A 20,898-nucleotide genomic window follows, 5' to 3' on the forward strand; every position below is an offset into this window, starting at 1 on the left:
TTCACCAGCTGTCCATAAAGACCTTGAGCTAAATCATAAAAACCTGCAAATTTTAACAATTTTTTTTAAAAATTAGCAAAAATTGATAACTAATAGGTTAATGAATCCTCTGCAATGATATTTTAACCTAATCTTTTGGAACGTATAAATAGATATAATGAATCGTTACAGCAAAGAAATAGTTGAATATTTATTTAAAAAGTATAGATACCAAATCATCATTTGTTGATTTTAAACACAACGACTATTCCATTAGATTATAAATGTAGCTCAAATCAGCAAAACAGAATGGTTAAAACCTGTGATCAGAAAGGAATATTTGCAAAATATGTGAGTAACCACCAGCAAAAGTCCTACATAACTCTTACTGATGGAAAAACGTACTATATTAAAACCAATAGCGGGTTTCTTCATGCCACCCTTTTTTATACATACAGGATGAAATTACCCAACGCCTTGAAGATTCATTTTTATCCCAACGATTAACTTCAGTTTTTGGCACAGTAACGTAATGATTACAAGATTTATCTTCTTCCTTGTCTTCATTTTTGCAGGAAAAACGTTTTGTCTCGAAAGAATGAACAACTTCGCTGGTCCAGTCTGATGGTAATTGAGAATAACCAAGTGCCTTACATTCAGCATAATCCCTGTCTCTTTCATACTGATTTGCGCCTGGTTTTTCCCACGATGTACAACCAGTTAATAAAGTAAATAATATAATTAAAGGAACAATAGTGATTTTTTTTACGGAATTCATAAAAAAATGCCTCAAACAAAACTAAAGAAAATAATCAAGGAAATTAAATTAGAATTTAAAAGTTCCCCTAATACGGTAACTCTTATCTTCAAAAGGTGGCCGTCCACCAGATTGTATAATTTGTCTGTCTTGGATTGATGTGTTTTTATCAAAATCAGGCACAGGATGCGGAGTATTTACGTTGACTTCAGTACCCGAAATTATATCTTTAACATTACATTCAAAATAATCACAGGTTGAAATATAGCCATCAGTAAGCCGTGGCACAGAAGAACATCCTGTAATCACAAATATTGACAATAAAGCAATGAGAAATTTATTCATTCTTAACATCCTTAATTTTCTGTATATATTATAAAAATTTAACTTAAATTAAAACCATATAAAAAGAGAGATCATTTCTTACGATCGAGTAAGTAATATCTACATATGCATTTTATCTTTCTGGCATTCCAAGGGATATCAGAACAATATTTTCCCATAGAGTAAAACATCCCTTCATTACTGGAAAAAATTATCTTTATTGGTGTCCCATGAACACTTAGGAATAATAAGCCAGATAAAAAACATGAAATAAGTGATATTTTAATGCATTTAAAATTAATTAATGTTAAATTCCATCTTACAAGATACAAAAAGGCCCACAGTGACTTAATTAGCTGTTATCCTCTTCATCTTCCACATACTCCAATATATCCCCAGGCTGGCATTGTAAATATTTACAAATTTTTTCCAGCGTATCAATACGGATACCTTTTATCTTCCCATTTTTCAGCAATGATAAATTTTGCTCAGTAATACCGATAATTGCAGCCAGCTCTTTAGACTTCACTTTCCTTTTAGCTAAGAGCACATCCAATCTTATTATAATACTCATGGAGATTCTCAGATAAAATAACGCTGTTCATCGCTTATTTTCTTTGATTCACGCATAATTAAGCTAAATATCAGAAGGAATACACCAAACATAACAATAAACAAAGACTCTGAATTAACGCCAAGCGAGAAACTAAATACGCGTTGTCCTTTTCCTAAATCCACAGATAAGGCCATTCCTTGTAATGTATTAATCACTGGGTAAAGAAACTGCTCCAGAATCATCAAGAAACCAATAATAAATGAACCGGAAATATTACGGTCACTCCATATTTCACCTTTAGCAAATCGAAAAAACAAAATTCCGATTAAGACATAGGAAGCAGTCGATATGACACGAGGTATTGTATCCAACGATATGTAAAGCACTTGGCTTAACAAAGATTGCTTAAATCCCTTTTCAGTCAATGCGGGCATAAGATCACTGTACGCCTGAATAACAGCCTGACGAGTGGTATCACCCCATAATGACCAGGAAACAATATGGAAGCCCATATCAGCAACCGCCATCACAGAAGCAATAATAATAGCCAGAAAGCTAAGAAGCCTGATTCTGGGGTTAGTCACAAACTCCTGTTTACCGCACATAATGTGTCATTCCATTTACATGTTTGACTAAACTTTCGGTAAAGTACTTGAAAACTTATCGTATTACAATAAGTTTTTATCATTAAATAAACAGAACGGCGCCTGGAATGATGTGTAAATCACCGTGATTATAGTTGCCAGATATAATTAATTTATTGATAGAAAAGAAAAAAGGAGCTATTTACACCGCTCCCTTTATAGATAATTAAACTATTGAGACTACAAACAAATCAAACCAATGCGCCATAAATTGTCAGAAAAGCAACAACGACAATGATAGAAAAAGTCACCTTTTTCGCCAGTGTCACCGCGGCAACAGGCGTTAGAATTGAATCAAGATGGGGTTCGCGGCTTAATGAAAACTGAGCAAGCTGGCATACCACTTTATATTGTGAAGTTCTCAAATCGCTAAGAGAGGCAACCCACGCCGGTAAAGCCCGCTCACCATGCCCTAATAAGGCATAAGCAATTCCAGCCAAACGAGCAGGGATCCAGTCCAGCCAGTTCAACAAACTATCAACACCAGATTGCGCGCGCTGAAGTGGCGTACCATATTGTGCCAACCACCCCTGATAAGCTCTTAAGAAACAATATCCCATCAAAGCAACCGGCCCTAATTGACCCGCCACAATCAACCAAAAAATCGGTGCCAAGTAATAACGAAAATTTATCCATAGAAGTGCATTTTGCATCTCCCGTAACTCATTTTCTTTACTGGCATCAGAGGGTAAGCCATGAATGATGGCGAGGCGAGCGAGATGTTCTCTTAATTGCTCCCTGTCCCCCTGATGAACAATACGAAAATATTCACGATAATCATGCCGTAAGCGCCCCGCGCCTATGCATAGTAAACAAATCAACACCCATAAAATCAGCTCAAAGATCCCGAATATAAGATCATCAAGCATTTCAATCAGTAGCCATGTAAGTAGCATGACAGCTAATGTCATCAATAGGCTTTTCCATAATGAAAAAGATTTCATGTTGGTAAAAAATGGTTCAACACGATGATCCAATTGCCAATGTTCACCCATTTTAAACACTCGTTCCCATGCCAACACTAACAACAGTATAAAGAGGGTCATTCTTTCCTACTCCTGCAACAATTGCTGATAATGTATCCAATCGAAATAAGGGCCACCAAACTTCTCTGGAGGCAAACTGATATTATGCGATGGCTGCTCACCTTGTGGCCGCAAATCATGGTGAGGTAAAAAATTTTCCTGACTCCATCAATCCAACTTTCAGCAACCGCACTTTTATTCCTTCAATCTGACGACAAAACCAAGATAGTAGTTGTTCACTACACAACAGGGTAGCATGTTAAGACCATCAATATTGTTATCACTTCCGGAGCTTTTTAATGACAAAACAAAATTACAGTGCAGATCAGCGCCGTGTTGTTCTGATGGAGCGCTTACAGAACGACATTCCTGCCAGTGTAACCCTCGCACTAAAAGAAGATCTGGGTGGCAACACAGATTTCACTTCTGATATTACCGGTCAGTTAATTCCGGCAGGTAAACAAGCCACCGCAATAATTATTACCCGGGAAGAGGGTATTTTCTGTGGGCAACAATGGCTGAATGAAGTTTTCACTCAATTAGGTGACCAAACCTCCATTGAATGGTTGGTAAAAGACAGTGATGTAATTACAGCCAACCAAGAACTCTGTGTATTACGAGGCCCTGCACCTGTATTGCTGACTGGTGAACGCACCGCCCTTAACTTTATTCAAACTCTCTCTGGTGTTGCAACAGAAGTCAGTCATTATGTCCGCCTTCTTGCCGGTTTAAAAACACAGCTACTCGATACCCGTAAGACACTGCCAGGATTACGCACAGCCCTAAAGTATGCGGTACTTTGCGGCGGGGGCAATAATCACCGTCTTGGATTATTTGATGCTTTCCTTATTAAAGAAAACCACATTATTGCCAACGGTTCTATTAAACAGGCAGTAGATAAAGCCCGTTATTCTCACCCTGATGTCCCTGTTGAAGTCGAAGTCGAAACCCTGGATGAACTGATTCTGGCACTGAAAGCCAATGTTGATATTATTATGTTAGATAATTTTACTATTCCAATGATGAAAGAAGCTGTCGCTATTACATCAGGTAAAGCCGCTTTAGAAGTATCAGGTAATATAACCCTGGATACCCTGCGCAGCTATGCCGAAACAGGCATTAACTTCATTTCTGTTGGAGCATTAACCAAACATATCAAAGCATTAGATCTATCTATGCGCTTTCAGTAAACATCAACAATAATATTGATGGTGGTGTAAATCAGCAATCCATAACTAACAGATTTGCGAACACCACCGTAAATATTTCTGAAAACATTGCAATCCAAAAATCTTTTTTCGAGCCAATTCCATAATCTCTATATATTCTATTTTATTTTTTTCCTTTTCCTCCATTATTTATGTCGCAATACAACAACACGGAGAAAAAACATGAGCCAACAACAAGGATTCACATTAATGGAAATTATGGTTGCTATTGCCATTATTTCCATCTTAAGTGCTATTGGTATTCCCAGTTATCAGGGATATATTCAGAAAGCCGCCTTAACAGATATGTTACAAGCTATTGTACCTTACAAATCAGGCATAGAACTTTGCAGTTTTGAAACTGAAGATTTTAAAGGTTGCAATTCAGGGGCAGCATCAATTCCCAATAACCATAATAGCAGATATATTGGAAGTATTTCAGTTAAAGATGGAGAAATCACCATTAATGGTCAGCAAAGCCTGAAAGATATCAGGGTTATTTTGAGTCCGACACAAAAGATACAAACAGGTACGATCAGATGGATTAATAAATGTGAGTCAGCAAGTGTATCATTAAAGAACCGGTGTCAGGAAATATTCAAGTTTTAATTCATCATTCTTATGAACATATATTTACTCAGGAAACAATAATGAACTCACCTTCGGAAACAGAAAATACATTGATGGAAAGAGAAATTCATGATATTTGTCAGCGACATCAATCTGTTGTGATAAAAAAAGATGATAATAAGATAACAATTGCCAGCAGCGAATTACCTAATGATGATTTATTATCAGCATTACGCTTTATTTCCGGACGTATCGTTAATGTAGAGATTTGGCCACGGGCAAAAATTGAATCAGTATTGCACCAAAATATTTCACTCAATCACTTACCCGAGGAGGAGGCATCTTTATTACCCCTCACAACTGATATCAATGCAGATGAGAATGATGCACCAGTCATTCAACTTATTAATCAAACTTTATTAACTGCAATTCAACGGCGTGCATCTGATATTCATTTTGAACCATTCCAGCAAGGTTATCGTATTCGTATCCGGGTTGATGGTGCATTACATCTCTTGTCCTCTCCATCGCCTCAGATGAATGCAAGTATTGCCGCACGTCTTAAGATAATGGCGAAATTGAATATTGCTGAAAAACGACTACCTCAGGATGGACAATTTGATTGGTATGACGCACGGCACAACTACGCTATCCGTATGGCCACCTTGCCAACAATACACGGAGAAAAAGTTGTGCTCAGGATATTAAACACCATGCGGCAACTGTCACTGGATCAATTAGGTATTCCTGATCAATTATTAAATCAGCTCCAACAAAAACTAGGATTACCACAAGGAATGATTTTAGTTACCGGACCAACGGGCAGTGGAAAAACAGTAACTTTATATAGCTGCCTACAATATCTGAATCAGAATAAAAAGAATATTTGCAGTGTAGAAGATCCCGTTGAAATCCCACTTAACGGTATTAATCAGACACAAACGAACAGTAAAATTGAACTCAATTTTGCCAAAGTATTACGGGCATTATTACGGCAGGATCCCGATATCATCATGGTAGGAGAAATTCGTGACAGCGAAACAGCCGAAATCTCAGTAAAAGCAGCACAAACAGGCCATTTAGTGCTCTCTACACTACATACTAATTCTACCGTAGATACATTATCCCGCCTACAAAATCTGGGTATTTCAGGTTATATGGCAGCGTCTTGTATCAAATTAATTATCGCCCAACGGCTTGTCAGAAAATTATGTCTTCATTGTCGCAATCAACAAACAGAAGAAACGATTATTAATATTGGAAATAATTCTTTATTTATCAAGCAATGGCTAGCCGTCGGTTGCGAACATTGTTTTTCCGGCTACTATGGTCGAACCGCTATTTATGAATTTTTGGAAATAACATATGAAATTCAACAAGTATTATCAGAACAGAATCCCCAAAATATAAAGAATATTATTATGACTCAAAGAAAAGATACCTTACTTTCATCGGGTATTTTATTAGTAGAGCAAGGAATCACTACACTGGAAGAAATTTACCAGGTTACAGGGCAGGAAGAGTAATGAAAATTCATTATCTTTATAATTGGCAAGCAATTAACAACAAAGGCGAAATATCAAAAGGTAAATCACTATGTGATAGCCGTAAAGTTTTATATCAGCAACTTCTCCATGCTGGATTGCAACCTTATAATATAAAATGTGAGAAATGGATATTTTACCACCAACAACAGATTGGCTACCGTCTGAACTTTATTCGTCAATTGGCAACACTATTATTATCAGGAATGCCATTATTGAATTGCCTGAATATTCTTATTCGTGAATGTAGCAATCCATTATGGCATTGTGTATTGTCAGATATCAGTAAGAAAATTACACGGGGAGAATCACTCTCCGCCTCATTAAAAAATTATCCATTTCTCTTTCCTCCTTTATTTTGCCAACTCATTGCTGTTGGAGAGCTAACCGGGCAATTAGAAATCTGCTGTCAATTATTGGTTAAACAACAGGAACAACAAGACACATTGCAGAAAAAAATAACAAAAGCACTACGCTATCCTCTGATTATTACTGTTGTTGCCGGTATCATTATTTTATTGATGCTGATTTTTGTCTTACCTGAATTTGAGCATATTTATCATTCATTTGACGCACAACTTCCTCTGCTAACCCGCACTTTATTAATGGCATCAAACTGGCTGATTCAATATGGTGTCTATAGTGCTATTGGGTTAATAGCATTATTTCTATTTTACCTGCAATTACGCCAACACCATACGATATGGATTATCCGTGAGAAAAATCTGATATTACGTTTACCCGTTATTGCAAAATTAATTAGCTGTCAGCAATTAGGGCAACTTTTTCATATTTTGTTTATGACACAAAAAGCCGGCTTGACACTCACCGCAGGGTTAGACAGTGTTATTGCATCAATAAATCACCCGGTCTTTTTAAAAGCGACTAAATTTTTACGAGTCCAAATTAATCAAGGGATACCAATGAGCGAAACACTGAAGCAACAATCTTGTTTTCCTGCATTGTGTCAACAGTTTGTCAGTGTTGGCGAAGAGTCTGGTAATCTGGAACTGTTATTGGGAAATCTTGCCAACTGGTACCAGCAACAAGCATTGGAAATTTCTGATAATATGACTCAGTTACTGGAACCAATACTTATAGTCATAATAGCCGCTATTGTCGGCATACTATTGCTCGCAATGTATTTACCTATTTTTCAGCTGGGTACGGTACTTACTTGAAGTAAAAACGATTCTCTGGTTTTGCCTCTAGGTCATCTGCCCCCTTTCGGTTACAATTCCAAAATACTATCAAGTAATACCCAATAGATTTCAAGTTGCAGCGCGGCGGCAAGTGAACGCATCCCCAGGAGCATAGATAACGATGTGACTGGGGTAAGTGAACGCAGCCAACAAAGCAGCAACTTGAAAGATGAAGGGTAAATATGTAAGGGATAGGATGACTTATATTATTGCACTCACAGGTGGGATTGGCAGCGGTAAAACCACTATCGCCAACGCTTTTGCAGCTCTCGGTGTTCCTCTTGTTGATGCAGATATTATTGCCAGAGAAGTCGTTGCACCTGGAACGTCTGCTTTACAAGCCATCACAGAACACTTTGGTCATGACATATTGATACCGGATGGTAGCCTTAACCGAGCACTGTTACGCCAGAAAATATTCACAAATAAACAAGAAAAACAATGGATTAACCAACTTCTTCATCCTCTGATACATCAAGAAACCAGACGGCAATTAGAACAGATAATTGCACCTTATGTTATTTGGGTTATTCCATTATTAGTCGAAAATAATTTGGGGCATCTGGCAGATCGGATCCTGGTCGTTGACTCACTACCTGAAGTACAAATTAGCCGGGTAGCCACCCGTGATGGTATCAGCTATCAACAAGTCGAAAATATTTTGGCTGCACAAGCATCCCGTAGTGAAAGACTGGCTTATGCCGATGATGTTATCTCAAATCATGATAGCGCACAGACAATTGCTCCTCGTGTTACCGAACTACATCAACAATATTTAAGATTAGCTGAATCAGCCAGACAGGATAATCATGATGAGTGACACAACTTCTACAATCATTTTTGAACACCCACTGAATGAAAAGATGCGATCATGGTTGCGAATTGAATCCTCCTTGCAACAACTCACCAGCCAACGCTATTTAGACTCGCTGGCAAGCAGCCTCGCTTTCTTCCGCACAGTTGCTGAACTACTTGAAGTTCTGGAACGCGGGGAGGTGCGCTCAGAATTGTTAAAAGAATTAGAACGCCAACAGGCAAAATTAAAACAATGGGCTGAAATACCTGATGTTGATGTTAACATCGTCAATAGTTTCAGATTAAAATTGAAAGAGCGGGCTGCTGCATTAAGCAAAGCGCCACGGTTGGGGCAATCCCTTAAAGAAGATAAAATTATCAGTATGGTGCGTCAGCGCCTCAGCATTCCAAGTGGTTGTTGTGGTTTTGATCTACCCACCTTGCATTTATGGCTTCACTTGCCGCAATCAGAAAGAGATAAAATAGTTTCATTCTGGATTGATAGCTTGTTACCACTCCAGCAAGCATTGGAAAGTATTTTAGAATTAATCCGCCAATCGGCTATTTTCCGTTCAGAGATCAGTAAAAATGGTTTTCATCAGGATACAGCAGAAGGGGCAGATTTACTGAGGTTACGTTTGCCATTAAAACCTTTACTATTTCCTCAAATTTCTGGTCACAAGACCCGCTTTGCTATCCGTTTTTTACCATTAGATAATGAACAAGGATCCGTACCTGTTCATTTACCATTTGAATTAGCATGCTGCTAACATGACAAGCCAGTTATCAGGAGAGTGATTATGTCTGAATTATTAACGATTGAATGTCCAACATGTAGTAAGACCGTAGTTTGGGGAGAAATAAGTCCATACCGCCCATTTTGTAGTAAACGTTGCCAGTTAATTGATTTAGGCGAGTGGGCAAGTGAAGAGAAACGGATACCAAGCCAAAGTGAAAACTCCGATAGTGACGATTGGAGTGAACAACCGGAACAATAATAAATAGCCGCGTTAATCATAATGCGGCTATTTGCAATTTAAGCAGTAAGTAATGCAACAATGCTGCGATTAGCAGGTGGAAACTCGTCAGCAATTAAATCTTTCTGTAATACCCATCGGGAAAGTTGTCCCTCTTTGCCGAAAGGTTCATTCTCCCATCCATCCACCAAGAAGAAATACAGGGTAATCAGCCTGTCAGGAAAATCATGTTCAACCGTTTTTACCAATTCATAATGAGTAGCGGTAATACCAACTTCTTCCTGCAACTCACGCACTAAAGCCTGTTCAGATGTTTCCTCTTTCTCGACTTTCCCGCCAGGAAATTCCCAAAAGCCGCCCATATGAGTATCGACATGACGCTGAGTAATAAAAATTTCATGCTGTGAGTTTCTGATAATCCCAGCGGCTATATGTAGGTGTCTTTTTTCCATATTACTATTATCTTCATTTATTCGTTTCGGTTGCTAAGCAACCAACAATCAAGGTTCATATCTAAAGTCACCCGCTTAAAGCTAACAGTAAAAAGGCGGTTTCCCGCCTTTTTATCATTACTGCAAGCGACCATGGCAATGTTTATACTTTTTACCCGACTCACAAGGACAAGGATCATTACGACCCACTTTACGGGCACCACTGGCAATCTGAGCTTCTGTTTTAGACATCAAAGCGCCTTTTTCCACTTCGTGGCTTAATTGCTGTTGTCTTGCCAAACGTTCAGCTTCCGCACGACGTTGCTGCTCCAGAGCCTCAACTTCTTCCGGTAATCTCACTTGAACTTTGCTCAATGTGCTAATCACTTCATATTTCAGCGACTCCAGCATGTTTGCAAACATGGCGAAAGATTCTCGTTTATATTCCTGTTTTGGATCTTTCTGAGCATAACCACGCAGGTGGATACCTTGACGCAGGTAATCCATTGCTGCCAGATGCTCTTTCCACAACATATCCAGCGTCTGCAACATGATACCTTTTTCGAAGTTACGCATCATTTCAGTGCTGACAACTTCTTCTTTACGTTTATAGATTTCAACAGCCTGTTCAAGGATACGCTCACGTAAAGTTTCTTCGTGTAGATCAGGCTCTTTATCCAGCCACTCTTTGATCGGTAGCTCCAGATCAAAATCAGCCATTAAACGCTGCTGCAAACCTTCTACATTCCACATCTCTTCCAAAGATTGAGGCGGAATATAAGCATCAATGGTTGCTTTAAATACATCTTCACGAATACTGCTAATAGTTTCACTAACATCACTGACATCCAGCAAATCGTTACGTTGAGCATAAATAGCACGACGCTGATCGTTAGCAACATCATCATATTCCAGCAATTGCTTGCGTATATCGAAGTTACGGCTTTCAACTTTGCGTTGAGCGTTGGCGATAGCTTTGGTTACCCATGGATGCTCAATCGCCTCGCCGGGTTTCATACCCAGTTTACGCATCATGCCAGTGACACGATCAGATGCAAAAATACGCATCAGTGAATCTTCCATTGACAAATAGAAACGGGATGAGCCAGCATCTCCTTGACGACCAGAACGTCCACGTAACTGATTATCGATACGACGGGATTCATGACGCTCGGTACCAATAATGTGCAAACCACCCGCCGCCAGAACGATATCATGGCGCTCCTGCCATGCAGCTTTAATCTCTTCAATCTGAGCTTCTGTTGGTTCCGTCAATTTAGCAATTTCTGCCTGCCAACTGCCACCCAGCACAATATCTGTACCACGACCAGCCATGTTAGTCGCAATAGTTACCGCACTCGCCTGACCCGCCTGAGCAATAATATCCGCTTCCATTGCGTGGAATTTAGCGTTAAGCACGCTGTGCTCAATACCGGCTTTAGTCAGCTCACGGGAAACCAGTTCAGATTTTTCAATAGAAATCGTTCCCACCAATACTGGCTGCCCCTTACTGGTACATTCGCGGATATCTTCAATGATAGCATCAATTTTTTCAGCTTCGGTCATATACACCAGATCCGGCAAATCACTGCGGATCATTGGGCGGTTTGTCGGCACTACAATGGTATCAAGCTTATAAATGGAGCTGAATTCAAATGCTTCGGTATCGGCCGTACCGGTCATGCCAGCCAGTTTTTCATACAAACGGAAGTAGTTTTGGAAAGTAATCGAAGCCAGAGTTTGGTTTTCATTCTGAATTTCTACACCTTCTTTAGCTTCGACAGCCTGATGCAATCCATCAGACCAGCGACGCCCCTGCATAGTACGGCCAGTATGTTCATCGACAATAATGACTTCACCCTCTTTCACAATGTAGTCAACATCACGAGTAAACAGAGCATGGGCACGCAGGGCAGCAGTAACATGGTGCATCAACATGATGTTAGTGGGGGAATACAGAGATTCACCTTCTTCCATCAATTTCGCTTCCACTAACAATTGCTCAACCAGAACCAGACCGCGTTCTGTCAAGTTAACCTGACGGGATTTTTCATCAACAGAAAAGTGGCCTTCTCCCTGGAAAGTATCTGAATCTTCTTTTTCCTGGCGAATCAGTTTAGGGATCAGCTTATTAACCTTGATATAAAGTTCAGAGCTGTCTTCAGCCGGGCCGGAAATAATCAATGGGGTACGCGCTTCGTCAATCAGAATGGAGTCAACCTCATCCACCAGCGCATAATGCAATTTACGCTGAACACGCTCTTCCGGGCTAAATGCCATATTGTCACGAAGATAGTCAAAGCCATATTCGTTGTTTGTGCCGTAGGTAATATCCGCTGCATATGCTTCGCGTTTAGCGGGTGCGGGCATACCTGGCAGGTTGATACCCACGCTCAACCCCAGAAATTCAAACAATGGACGGTTATTTTCAGCGTCACGTTGTGCCAGATAATCATTCACGGTGACTACGTGAACACCGCGCCCAGTTAGCGCATTCAAATAAGCTGGCAAAGTTGCTGTGAGCGTTTTACCTTCACCGGTACGCATCTCAGCAATACAACGCTCATTCAGAACCATGCCACCCAGTAGCTGAACGTCAAAATGACGCATAGCAAACACACGCTTACTCGCTTCGCGTACTGTTGCAAATGCTTCAGGTAACAAATCTTCCAGCGACTCACCCTTTTCCAAACGAGCTCGGAATTCGACTGTTTTACCCTTCAACTCTTCATCAGATAATTTTTCAAATTCGGGTTCCATGTGGTTGATGACATCAACAATTTTACGCATGCGACGCAGTGTACGATCATTACGACTACCAAAAACCTTAGTTAATAATTTAATCAGCATAGTTAATTACATCTCAGATAAGGCCGTTATCTCGCAGCCAGCAAATAGTTATTTATTTCGGAATTTGTAAAAAAAAAGATTCAGAGGTAAGCAGCAGGGCCTGCACGAATACCTTGAGCTTTGGCAATCCAAAACACTTGGGTATGAGAAGATTGTGGTGCAACAGTCAGAAACTGTATATTTGAAACCGGCTCAGGTGGCACAGGTTCCCTAATTAACAATGCATTCAGTGTTTCCAACACAAGCTGCTGAATACTGGAAGAGCTTAACCGGGTACTTTGTTTTGCTGTTTCATGACTCATAGGCTGGGAAACAGAAAAAGCAAAAGAAAGCTGCCGGATAACATTGCGTACAGCATGTTGTTGCCAGTAATTAATACCACTGGCAGGCTGACGTTGAACACTTTGTAATGAAAACAGGTTATCAAACGCCGATAGAGCCTGATTTTGCCAACTCTGGCTGGATGACGTATTAGCTTGTGGAATATTATCCGTAACACCCGCAAAAATGGAAGGAACGCCAATACTTGCCGCAACCACCCCTAATAACAGATGTGACCAGAAATAACGTCTGCCAAATTGTCGCCAAAGATTTAGAATACCCATTAATCCTTCATCATATCGGAGCTATTTTTATTATGCGCGATAGCCGCCCACAATCATTAGATGTTCTTTTTGAAGACGCCGCTGCCGTTGAGAAAAACCCGCTACATGTTATCCAGCAACGTGCCGTCGCTTTGTTAAAACTTAACCGTGCCGTTACCAGCCTGCTTCCCGCACAGTTACATCCATGGTGCAGAGTCGCCAATTATCGCAAACAAATTCTGGTACTGGAAGCAGGAAACGCCAGTTGGATGACCAGATTACGTTACGAGCTGCCAACGTTACTCTCTGCGTTAAGAAGCGAAATTCTACCATCATTGTCTTCCATCGACATCAGGATTAATCCATCACTAATGATTAAGCATAACAATAGTGTGCAGAGCTTCGCAAAAACAACGAGTGGCAATCACAAAACCTTACCGGTACGTCAGTTAAGCCAGGAAAGCGCTAATGAACTAATTATATTAGCGAATCGTAGTCCCAAGAAGCTGAAGGAAAGATTAGAGCGATTAGCTGCACTGGCCGGAGAGAGTGCCAGCACAGCTAAGAAGAAATGCTAACGCTGAGTAAAGAACATCAGCGAGAGCCCAATCACTGATAACATAACTCACTGAGATGCATCATTGAGTTATTCTCTGGCACACTAAAACGTTATGCCATTACAGTCGATGGAGCACGAAAAGCCAGCGGCATTTCAGCTTCATCTTCGAAAGTGATGAGTTCCCATGCACTTTCTTGAGCCAAAACTGCTTGCAGCAGTTTATTGTTCAGCGCGTGACCAGATTTGAACGCAGTAAATGCGCCAATGATGTTATAGCCACACATAAACAGATCACCGATTGCATCTAGCATTTTATGACGGACAAATTCGTCTTCAAAACGCAAGCCATCTTCATTAAGTACGCGATAATCATCAACAACAATCGCACAATCAAAGCTGCCGCCTAAACATAAGCCTTTAGATTGTAAGTACTCAATATCACGCATAAAGCCGAAAGTACGCGCACGACTGATTTGGCGAACAAACGCTTCCGCTGAAAAATCCAGACAGTAACGTTGAGAACTTGAATCAATCGCAGGGTGATTAAAGTCAATAGTGAAATCCAGACTGAAACCATTATAAGGTGTCATCTCAGCCCACTTATCGCCCTCTTGCACACGCACAGCTTCTTTAATGCGCAGGAATTTTTTAGATGTGTTCAGCTCTTCAATACCCGCATCCAATAGCAGGAAGACAAACGGGCTGGCACTGCCATCCATAATAGGAATTTCTGGCGCGTCAACTTCGATAATAATATTATCAATACCCAGCCCTGCAAGCGCTGCATTCAGGTGCTCAACCGTTGAGATTCGCACGTCATGCTCATTTACCAGACAAGTACAGAGCATAGTATCACGCACGGATTTTGCATCTGCCGGAAAATCAACCGGTGGATTCAAGTCAGTGCGGCGATAGATGACCCCGGTGTTAGCCGGTGCTGGGCGCATTGTCAGCGTGACTTTCTTACCGGTGTGCAAACCGACGCCAGTCGCCTGAACAATACGTTTAAGTGTCCTTTGTTTGATCATCATTTTATCTCGCAATGTTATCCATCCTGCCAACCACTATACACTATGGCTGGCGGGGAAGTTTAGCACAAAAAGCGGAGAATCCAATTTTTTAGCTATTAATCGGCCTGTTTACGCAAAAATGCAGGAATATCCAAGTAATCGGGCTCCTTGCTGGTTTGTGCGCTTTGGTCATTCACCACTTTTGCAGCGGGTTTATTTTCTTCTGACAGCGAAGACATACCGCCGGATATTTGCTGATGACGGTGTTCCATTACGCTTGACTGAGAGGTTTTATTGGTAACCAGCGTAATTTCAGGGCGCTTATCCATACCAATACCGGTGGCAACCACGGTCACACGCAACTCATCATTCATGTCTGGATCCAGAGAAGTACCGATAACGACGGTTGCATTATCCGATGCAAATGCCCGAATAGTGTTACCCACTGTTTCAAACTCATCCAAACGCAGATCAAAGCCAGCCGTAATGTTAACCAGAACACCACGAGCACCTGACAAGTCGATATCTTCCAGCAGTGGGCTGGAAATCGCCATTTCAGCAGCTTCTTCTGCCCGGTCTTCACCCTGTGCAATACCCGAACCCATCATCGCGTAGCCCATTTCGGACATCACGGTACGCACGTCAGCAAAGTCAACGTTCATCAGACCCGGACGTGTGATCAGTTCAGCAATACCCTGAACCGCCCCTTTCAAGACGTCATTCGCTGCCCCGAAAGCATCCAATAGTGAAATGCCGCGGCCAAGAACTTTCAGCAGTTTGTCATTAGGAATGGTAATCAATGAATCCACATGTTTGGATAGTTCAGTGATCCCTTGTTCAGCAAACGCCATACGTTTCTTACCTTCAAAATTGAAAGGCTTGGTAACGACGGCAACAGTCAAAATCCCAAGTTCTTTTGCGATTTCAGCTACCACAGGTGCTGCGCCAGTGCCAGTACCACCGCCCATACCCGCAGCGATAAATACCATATCCGCACCATCAAGAGCAGTGCGCAATGCATCACGATCTTCTTGCGCAGCAGTACGACCAACCTCCGGGTTTGCACCAGCCCCCAGACCTTTAGTAATACCATTACCAATCTGGATAGTCTGGCCGACAGCAGTTTTACGCAATGCCTGAGCATCCGTATTTACTGCAAAGAATTCAACACCTTCGATGCGCTCACGCACCATGTGCTCAACAGCGTTACCGCCGCCACCGCCGACGCCGATGACTTTAATCACCGCGTCATTGGTTAATTCTATTGGTTCAAACATAGTTTCTCTCCGCTTTGTGCCTTTATATCGAGACCAAAAAACAGATGCAGTCTCTGCATAAAATTAAAACTCTTTTTTCAGCCAGCTACTGACTTTTTTAAACCAGCGACTCACTGAAGCATGTTTTTCAATATCCGCATCACCATTAAGGTGAGAGGCTTTTCCGTAATGCAGCAACCCTACCGCTGTTGAATAATAGGGTTCCTGCGCATAGTCCGTCAGACCAGTAATATTAAGAGGTTGACCAATACGCACCTGAGCGTGGAATACACGCTGGGCACATTCAGCCAAACCATCAATCTGAGCACCACCACCGGTCAGGACAATACCCGCAGCCAGATGGTGTTTAACACCCTGCTGGCGTAACTGTTCCTGCAATCGCAGGATTTCATCATTCACTAAATTCAGTAATTCGATGTAACGCGGCTCAATGACCTCAGCCAGCGTCTGGCGCTGTAAGCTACGTGGTGGACGCCCACCGACACTTGGTACCTCCACACTTTCATCTTTGCTGACCAACGAACCTAGCGCGCAGCCGTGGCGTACTTTTATCGTTTCTGCATCGCTTGGTGGAGTACCAAAGGCATAAGCAATATCGCTGGTGACGACGTTACCGGCATAAGGGATGACTTTGGTATGACGCAGTGCTCCGCCGGTATACACTGCAATATCCATCGTCCCGCCGCCAATATCTACCACACAAACACCCAGTTCACGCTCGTCTTCAGTCAAAACAGCATAGCTGGCAGCCAGCCCGGAAAAAATAAGCTGGTCGACTTTCAAACCACAGCGTTCAACGGCTTTTGCAATATTTTTTGCCATATCATTATGGCAGGTAATCAAGTGAACTTTCGCCTGCATACGCACGCCGGAAAGCCCCACCGGATTTTTAATGCCTTCCTGATAATCGATAGCATATTCTTGAGGAATAACATGCAGTATCCGGTATTCATCACGTACACGAACGGATTTGGCAGTGTGAACAACATTGTCTACATCTTCCTGGGTGACTTCCTCTTCAGAAATAGGAACCATCCCGATTTCATTCTGACAACTGATATGTTTTCCAGATAACGCCAGATAAACAGAAGAAATTTGACAATCCGCCATTAATTCAGCCTGATCGATAGCCCGCTGCACACATTTGACAACCGACTCCAGGTCGTTTACACCGCCTTTATCCATACCGCGGGATGGACAGCTCCCCACCCCGATAATATTAACCATACCATCGGGCAGAATTTCACCAACAAGGGCAGATACCTTTGCTGTGCCAATTTCAAGGCCAACTACTAATTTTCTGTCCGTCGATTTGATCATTGTTGTTCTGCCTGCCTCTATATTATTGCCAGTAACTGTTTATTGCCCATTGACCCGGGCATTAGGAACATCAATTGGTAAAGGTGCCCAACCTACCGCGGCACCACTGTCATAACGCAAATCCACATAATCTACTCTTTTCTCTGTGTTCTGCTGTAGCAGCGGATAAAGCTCGATAAAACGTTTAATACGTCCTGTTGTATCCATTCTTCCCAGCTTCAGCCGGATATCATTATCCAGTGTCAGTTGCCAGGAACGACGCGCAGTCATTGCCGCCACTTTCAATTTCAGTTTATTGGCAGCAAGAAGTTTAGCCATAGCGAGGTAGCCATCAAGTACCTCTTTCTCGCTGCCTTGTGGACCATAAAGCATCGGAAAATTGCCTTTAGCTCCCCATTCAGCTGGTATACTGAATACCAGCCCTTCAGCATCCAGCATCTGTGAATCGTTCCAACGCGCATAAGGAACATATTCTACCAGATGAATTCTCAGTTCATCAGGCCACTGTTTACGAACAGTGACTTGTCTTATCCACGGCATCCGTTCAATATGTTGCTGAATAATATTCACATCCTGCGTCATGAAAGTTCCCGGTTGCCCTAATGACAAAATTGCCTGCCGGATATCATCGTTGGTAGTGTAATGACGCTTACCTGTTACCACCAGTTTTGAAATAGGCAATCTATTAGCATCTTTCATCCAGTTCAGGACGGCCAAGCCACCCCAAATAATGGTCCCAAGTACCATCAGAAAGAAAATAAGCCCAGCCAAATAAGAGCCGTTACTGGGGCGGGAACTGTTATTTTCGTTATCCCGCTCCCTCACTTTCAGGGCCGCTTGAGACATATCAATCAGCCAACTCCAGAATCTTTGCCACCAACTGTGAAAAATTTAACCCGGCCTGACGCGCCGCCATCGGCACCAAACTATGGCTGGTCATCCCTGGAGAAGTATTCACCTCCAGCAGATAGAAACCGCCATCAGTATCCATCATGATATCCACCCGTCCCCAACCGCTGCATCCAACTGATTGATAAGCTTTAAGTGCTATTTCTGTCAGTTGTTGCTCTTTTTCATCATTTAAGCCGCTTGGACAAAAATACTTTGTTTCTTCAGACAGATATTTTGCATCATAGTCATAAAAAACAGCAGCGGGTTGAATACGAATAGAAGGTAAAGCCGTATCACCGAGGATAGCTACCGTGTATTCCGGGCCGTACAGCCATTTTTCTACCAGCAAGTCAGTGTCATAATGAAATGCTGCTTCCAGAGCACCACGCAACTCTGAAATCTCATTCACCTTAGTCATTCCAACACTGGAACCTTCCAGACTTGGCTTAACAATTAATGGCAAACCTAAATCGGCTACATACTCTTTGAGTTGCAAATCAGTAAATTGTTCAAATTGCTTAGAATTAATTGGAACATAAGGTGAAACAGTTAGCCCGATCCCCTGCCATAACTGTTTTGTCCGTAATTTATCCATCGATAATGCAGAAGCCATCACGCCACTACCGGTATAAGGCAACTGCAAAAATTCTAAGACACCTTGCAAAGTACCATCTTCCCCACCTCGCCCATGAAGCGCGATAAAGACTTTCTCAAATCCCGCCTCTTTCAACTGAGTTACAGGAAAGTCCTTTGTATCAACCGGATGTGCATTAATACCTGCTTCTTTCAATCCAGCCAGCACGGCTTGTCCCGATAACAGTGAAACTTCACGTTCAGCGGAAGTTCCTCCCAACAGTACCGCGACTTTCTCAGCCATTGTGTTTTTCCTCATTCAAAGATGGCTGCAATTTTGTTTCAGCCAGATTACGCGCTATTTTGCCTATATTGCCGGCACCCTGAACCAGAACTAAATCATTACCGTCCAGTACCTGTGCCAAGACAGCAGCCACCTTTTCCGGATCAGATACCAGAATTGGATCCAACTTACCGCGGCTACGGATTGTACGGCACAACGAACGGCTGTCCGCCCCTGGAATAACGGCTTCGCCAGCAGAGTAAACATCCAGCATCAGTAATACATCTACCTGATTCAATACATTGGCAAAGTCATCGTACAGATCACGAGTCCGGGTATAACGATGAGGCTGAAATACCATCACAATACGTTTATCCGGCCAGCCAGCACGGGCAGCTTTAACGGTTGCATCCACTTCCGTTGGATGATGACCATAATCATCAACCAGCATTGCACTGCCCTCTTTGCCATTAACATGTTCCAGAGAAAAATTCCCCAGAAAATCAAAACGACGCCCGGTTCCCTGAAAATCCGCCAACGCAGCCAGAATATGACTGCCAGAAATGCCTTCCTCAGTCGCAACAGCGACTGCTGCCGCTGCATTCAGCGCATTATGGCGGCCCGGTGCATTCAATACGACCTTCAGATCAGCCATATCTTGACGGCTGACAGTAAAATACCCCTGTGCACCTTTTTGCTCATAGTGAGTAATACGTACGTCTGCTTCCTCACTAAAGCCATAAGTCGTGATATAGCGTCCCACGCGAGAGATTAACTCTTTGACAACTGGATCATCAATGCACATCACCGCACGCCCGTAGAAAGGCAGGTTATGCAGGAAGTTAATAAATGTCTGTTTCAGGTTTTCAAAGTCACCATGATAGGTATCCATATGGTCCGCTTCGATATTCGTAATTACCGCCACCATCGGTTGTAAATGCAGGAAAGAAGCATCACTTTCATCAGCTTCCGCAATTAAATAGCGGCTGCTGCCAAGACGGGCATGTGTTCCTGCGGCTTTAACTAAACCACCATTAACAAAAGTGGGATCTAAGCCAGCCTGTGCATAGATGCTGGAAATCATCGCTGTTGTTGTTGTTTTGCCGTGAGTACCGGCAATAGCAATACCATGACGGTAGCGCATCAGTTCTGCCAGCATCTCTGCTCTGCGAATGACCGGGATTCGGGCTTCACGCGCAGCAATAATTTCCGGGTTATCCGCCTGTATTGCGGTTGAAGCCACAACAACACTGGCATCCAGTACATTTTCAGGACGATGGTTAAAGTAAATCTGAGCGCCCAGTTTAGTGAGTTGCCGAGTTATCGGATTTGGCGCCAAATCAGATCCACTAATCTGATAACCTTCATTAGCCAACACTTCGGCGATCCCCCCCATGCCAGCACCACCAATGCCGACAAAGTGGATATGCCTGACTTTTCTCATCTCAGGCACGAAAGCTCTTAATTTCGCCAATTGTTGTGTATTCACGTTTTTTTCTTCACTGTATGGGTTTACTTCACCGTCCTGTTTAAGACGAT

Annotated in this window: 22 protein-coding genes and 1 pseudogene; 8 read left to right on the plus strand and 15 right to left on the minus strand. The window is 42.1% G+C overall.

Translation table 11 applies throughout. The features are described from left to right. Positions 1 to 388 precede the first annotated feature (388 nt). The 6 genes and pseudogenes from LGZ99_RS09895 to LGZ99_RS09920 all read right to left on the minus strand — a co-directional run. A complete protein-coding gene (locus tag LGZ99_RS09895; protein ID WP_023044560.1) occupies positions 389 to 757 on the minus strand; it encodes a hypothetical protein in 369 nt (122 codons plus the stop codon). A gap of 48 nt (positions 758 to 805) precedes the next feature. Further along, positions 806 to 1,081 (minus strand): putative periplasmic lipoprotein, encoded by a 276-nt coding sequence (locus tag LGZ99_RS09900; RefSeq protein ID WP_036839026.1) that lies wholly within the window; start codon positions 1,079 to 1,081, stop codon positions 806 to 808. Between the two features lie 331 nt (positions 1,082 to 1,412). Beyond that, entirely contained in the window at positions 1,413 to 1,634 is a 222-nt protein-coding gene (locus tag LGZ99_RS09905) for a helix-turn-helix domain-containing protein (protein ID WP_021323977.1), read from the minus strand. An 8-nt stretch (positions 1,635 to 1,642) separates the two neighbouring features. Beyond that, positions 1,643 to 2,221 (minus strand): hypothetical protein, encoded by a 579-nt coding sequence (locus LGZ99_RS09910; RefSeq protein WP_021323976.1) that lies wholly within the window; start codon positions 2,219 to 2,221, stop codon positions 1,643 to 1,645. A gap of 230 nt (positions 2,222 to 2,451) precedes the next feature. Next, positions 2,452 to 3,306: a beta-lactamase regulator AmpE gene (gene ampE, locus LGZ99_RS09915; RefSeq protein WP_021323975.1), complete on the minus strand. Its 855-nt coding sequence runs from the start codon at positions 3,304 to 3,306 to the stop codon at positions 2,452 to 2,454. A gap of 39 nt (positions 3,307 to 3,345) precedes the next feature. After that, positions 3,346 to 3,458, minus strand: a pseudogene (locus tag LGZ99_RS09920) (1,6-anhydro-N-acetylmuramyl-L-alanine amidase AmpD); the annotation flags it as partial. Positions 3,459 to 3,584: 126 nt separating this feature from the next. Here LGZ99_RS09920 and nadC point away from each other — a divergent pair. From nadC to yacG, 7 genes are all read left to right on the plus strand, one after another. Beyond that, complete coding sequence (nadC, locus tag LGZ99_RS09925; protein WP_021323974.1) at positions 3,585 to 4,475, plus strand: carboxylating nicotinate-nucleotide diphosphorylase; 891 nt, start codon at positions 3,585 to 3,587, stop codon at positions 4,473 to 4,475. Between the two features lie 201 nt (positions 4,476 to 4,676). Further along, a complete protein-coding gene (gene ppdD, locus LGZ99_RS09930; RefSeq protein ID WP_021323973.1) occupies positions 4,677 to 5,102 on the plus strand; it encodes a prepilin peptidase-dependent pilin in 426 nt (141 codons plus the stop codon). A 41-nt stretch (positions 5,103 to 5,143) separates the two neighbouring features. Continuing rightward, entirely contained in the window at positions 5,144 to 6,589 is a 1,446-nt protein-coding gene (gspE, locus tag LGZ99_RS09935) for a type II secretion system protein GspE (RefSeq protein WP_051769461.1), read from the plus strand. Continuing rightward, complete coding sequence (gene hofC / locus LGZ99_RS09940; RefSeq protein WP_036839023.1) at positions 6,589 to 7,788, plus strand: protein transport protein HofC; 1,200 nt, start codon at positions 6,589 to 6,591, stop codon at positions 7,786 to 7,788. Before gspE ends, hofC begins: the two co-directional genes overlap by 1 nt. 217 nt (positions 7,789 to 8,005) lie before the next feature. Then, entirely contained in the window at positions 8,006 to 8,629 is a 624-nt protein-coding gene (gene coaE / locus LGZ99_RS09945) for a dephospho-CoA kinase (RefSeq protein WP_036839021.1), read from the plus strand. Next, a complete protein-coding gene (zapD, locus tag LGZ99_RS09950; RefSeq protein ID WP_021323969.1) occupies positions 8,622 to 9,374 on the plus strand; it encodes a cell division protein ZapD in 753 nt (250 codons plus the stop codon). The genes coaE and zapD overlap by 8 nt, the downstream gene beginning before the upstream one ends. Positions 9,375 to 9,404: 30 nt before the next feature. Further along, complete coding sequence (yacG, locus tag LGZ99_RS09955; protein WP_023043350.1) at positions 9,405 to 9,602, plus strand: DNA gyrase inhibitor YacG; 198 nt, start codon at positions 9,405 to 9,407, stop codon at positions 9,600 to 9,602. Positions 9,603 to 9,640: 38 nt separating this feature from the next. On the opposite strand, the gene mutT is transcribed toward yacG, so the two are convergent. The 3 genes from mutT to secM form a co-directional block, all read right to left on the minus strand. Continuing rightward, positions 9,641 to 10,033: an 8-oxo-dGTP diphosphatase MutT gene (mutT, locus tag LGZ99_RS09960; protein ID WP_021323967.1), complete on the minus strand. Its 393-nt coding sequence runs from the start codon at positions 10,031 to 10,033 to the stop codon at positions 9,641 to 9,643. 117 nt (positions 10,034 to 10,150) lie between these two features. Next, the gene (secA, locus tag LGZ99_RS09965; RefSeq protein WP_036839019.1) at positions 10,151 to 12,862 is read right to left on the minus strand and encodes a preprotein translocase subunit SecA; all 2,712 of its coding nucleotides are present in this window, start codon (positions 12,860 to 12,862) and stop codon (positions 10,151 to 10,153) included. Between the two features lie 80 nt (positions 12,863 to 12,942). Beyond that, the gene (secM, locus tag LGZ99_RS09970) at positions 12,943 to 13,467 is read right to left on the minus strand and encodes a secA translation cis-regulator SecM (RefSeq protein ID WP_021323965.1); all 525 of its coding nucleotides are present in this window, start codon (positions 13,465 to 13,467) and stop codon (positions 12,943 to 12,945) included. A 32-nt stretch (positions 13,468 to 13,499) separates the two neighbouring features. Between secM and LGZ99_RS09975 the strand changes: the two genes are divergently transcribed. Beyond that, entirely contained in the window at positions 13,500 to 14,024 is a 525-nt protein-coding gene (locus tag LGZ99_RS09975) for a DUF721 domain-containing protein (protein WP_036839016.1), read from the plus strand. A gap of 91 nt (positions 14,025 to 14,115) precedes the next feature. Here the strand turns inward: LGZ99_RS09975 and lpxC are convergent, their stop codons facing one another. From lpxC to murC, 6 genes are all read right to left on the minus strand, one after another. Next, the gene (gene lpxC, locus LGZ99_RS09980; protein WP_036839045.1) at positions 14,116 to 15,033 is read right to left on the minus strand and encodes a UDP-3-O-acyl-N-acetylglucosamine deacetylase; all 918 of its coding nucleotides are present in this window, start codon (positions 15,031 to 15,033) and stop codon (positions 14,116 to 14,118) included. A 98-nt stretch (positions 15,034 to 15,131) separates the two neighbouring features. Beyond that, entirely contained in the window at positions 15,132 to 16,292 is a 1,161-nt protein-coding gene (gene ftsZ, locus LGZ99_RS09985) for a cell division protein FtsZ (RefSeq protein ID WP_021323962.1), read from the minus strand. A 63-nt stretch (positions 16,293 to 16,355) separates the two neighbouring features. After that, positions 16,356 to 17,612 carry a cell division protein FtsA gene (ftsA, locus tag LGZ99_RS09990; RefSeq protein ID WP_012777290.1) on the minus strand — a complete coding sequence of 419 codons (1,257 nt, stop codon included), beginning with the start codon at positions 17,610 to 17,612 and terminating at the stop codon, positions 16,356 to 16,358. 39 nt (positions 17,613 to 17,651) lie between these two features. Next, positions 17,652 to 18,458: a cell division protein FtsQ gene (gene ftsQ, locus LGZ99_RS09995; protein ID WP_021323960.1), complete on the minus strand. Its 807-nt coding sequence runs from the start codon at positions 18,456 to 18,458 to the stop codon at positions 17,652 to 17,654. Between the two features lies 1 nt (position 18,459). Then, positions 18,460 to 19,380: a D-alanine--D-alanine ligase gene (locus LGZ99_RS10000; protein WP_021323959.1), complete on the minus strand. Its 921-nt coding sequence runs from the start codon at positions 19,378 to 19,380 to the stop codon at positions 18,460 to 18,462. Then, the gene (murC, locus tag LGZ99_RS10005) at positions 19,373 to 20,848 is read right to left on the minus strand and encodes a UDP-N-acetylmuramate--L-alanine ligase (protein WP_036839043.1); all 1,476 of its coding nucleotides are present in this window, start codon (positions 20,846 to 20,848) and stop codon (positions 19,373 to 19,375) included. Before murC ends, LGZ99_RS10000 begins: the two co-directional genes overlap by 8 nt. Between the last annotated feature and the right edge of the window lie 50 nt (positions 20,849 to 20,898).

Origin of the sequence: Photorhabdus temperata (genome assembly GCF_025384845.1) — a bacterium.
Classification (GTDB): domain Bacteria; phylum Pseudomonadota; class Gammaproteobacteria; order Enterobacterales; family Enterobacteriaceae; genus Photorhabdus; species Photorhabdus temperata.

Bases quoted from the DNA above. Each gene is read 5' to 3' on its own strand.
- LGZ99_RS09895 (WP_023044560.1), bottom strand. From the start codon at position 757: ATGAATTCCGTAAAAAAAATCACTATTGTTCCTTTAATTATATTATTT.
- LGZ99_RS09900 (WP_036839026.1), bottom strand. From the start codon at position 1,081: ATGAATAAATTTCTCATTGCTTTATTGTCAATATTTGTGATTACAGGA.
- LGZ99_RS09905 (WP_021323977.1), bottom strand. From the start codon at position 1,634: ATGAGTATTATAATAAGATTGGATGTGCTCTTAGCTAAAAGGAAAGTG.
- LGZ99_RS09910 (WP_021323976.1), bottom strand. From the start codon at position 2,221: ATGTGCGGTAAACAGGAGTTTGTGACTAACCCCAGAATCAGGCTTCTT.
- ampE (WP_021323975.1), bottom strand. From the start codon at position 3,306: ATGACCCTCTTTATACTGTTGTTAGTGTTGGCATGGGAACGAGTGTTT.
- nadC (WP_021323974.1), top strand. From the start codon at position 3,585: ATGACAAAACAAAATTACAGTGCAGATCAGCGCCGTGTTGTTCTGATG.
- ppdD (WP_021323973.1), top strand. From the start codon at position 4,677: ATGAGCCAACAACAAGGATTCACATTAATGGAAATTATGGTTGCTATT.
- gspE (WP_051769461.1), top strand. From the start codon at position 5,144: ATGAACTCACCTTCGGAAACAGAAAATACATTGATGGAAAGAGAAATT.
- hofC (WP_036839023.1), top strand. From the start codon at position 6,589: ATGAAAATTCATTATCTTTATAATTGGCAAGCAATTAACAACAAAGGC.
- coaE (WP_036839021.1), top strand. From the start codon at position 8,006: ATGACTTATATTATTGCACTCACAGGTGGGATTGGCAGCGGTAAAACC.
- zapD (WP_021323969.1), top strand. From the start codon at position 8,622: ATGAGTGACACAACTTCTACAATCATTTTTGAACACCCACTGAATGAA.
- yacG (WP_023043350.1), top strand. From the start codon at position 9,405: ATGTCTGAATTATTAACGATTGAATGTCCAACATGTAGTAAGACCGTA.
- mutT (WP_021323967.1), bottom strand. From the start codon at position 10,033: ATGGAAAAAAGACACCTACATATAGCCGCTGGGATTATCAGAAACTCA.
- secA (WP_036839019.1), bottom strand. From the start codon at position 12,862: ATGCTGATTAAATTATTAACTAAGGTTTTTGGTAGTCGTAATGATCGT.
- secM (WP_021323965.1), bottom strand. From the start codon at position 13,467: ATGGGTATTCTAAATCTTTGGCGACAATTTGGCAGACGTTATTTCTGG.
- LGZ99_RS09975 (WP_036839016.1), top strand. From the start codon at position 13,500: ATGCGCGATAGCCGCCCACAATCATTAGATGTTCTTTTTGAAGACGCC.
- lpxC (WP_036839045.1), bottom strand. From the start codon at position 15,033: ATGATCAAACAAAGGACACTTAAACGTATTGTTCAGGCGACTGGCGTC.
- ftsZ (WP_021323962.1), bottom strand. From the start codon at position 16,292: ATGTTTGAACCAATAGAATTAACCAATGACGCGGTGATTAAAGTCATC.
- ftsA (WP_012777290.1), bottom strand. From the start codon at position 17,612: ATGATCAAATCGACGGACAGAAAATTAGTAGTTGGCCTTGAAATTGGC.
- ftsQ (WP_021323960.1), bottom strand. From the start codon at position 18,458: ATGTCTCAAGCGGCCCTGAAAGTGAGGGAGCGGGATAACGAAAATAAC.
- LGZ99_RS10000 (WP_021323959.1), bottom strand. From the start codon at position 19,380: ATGGCTGAGAAAGTCGCGGTACTGTTGGGAGGAACTTCCGCTGAACGT.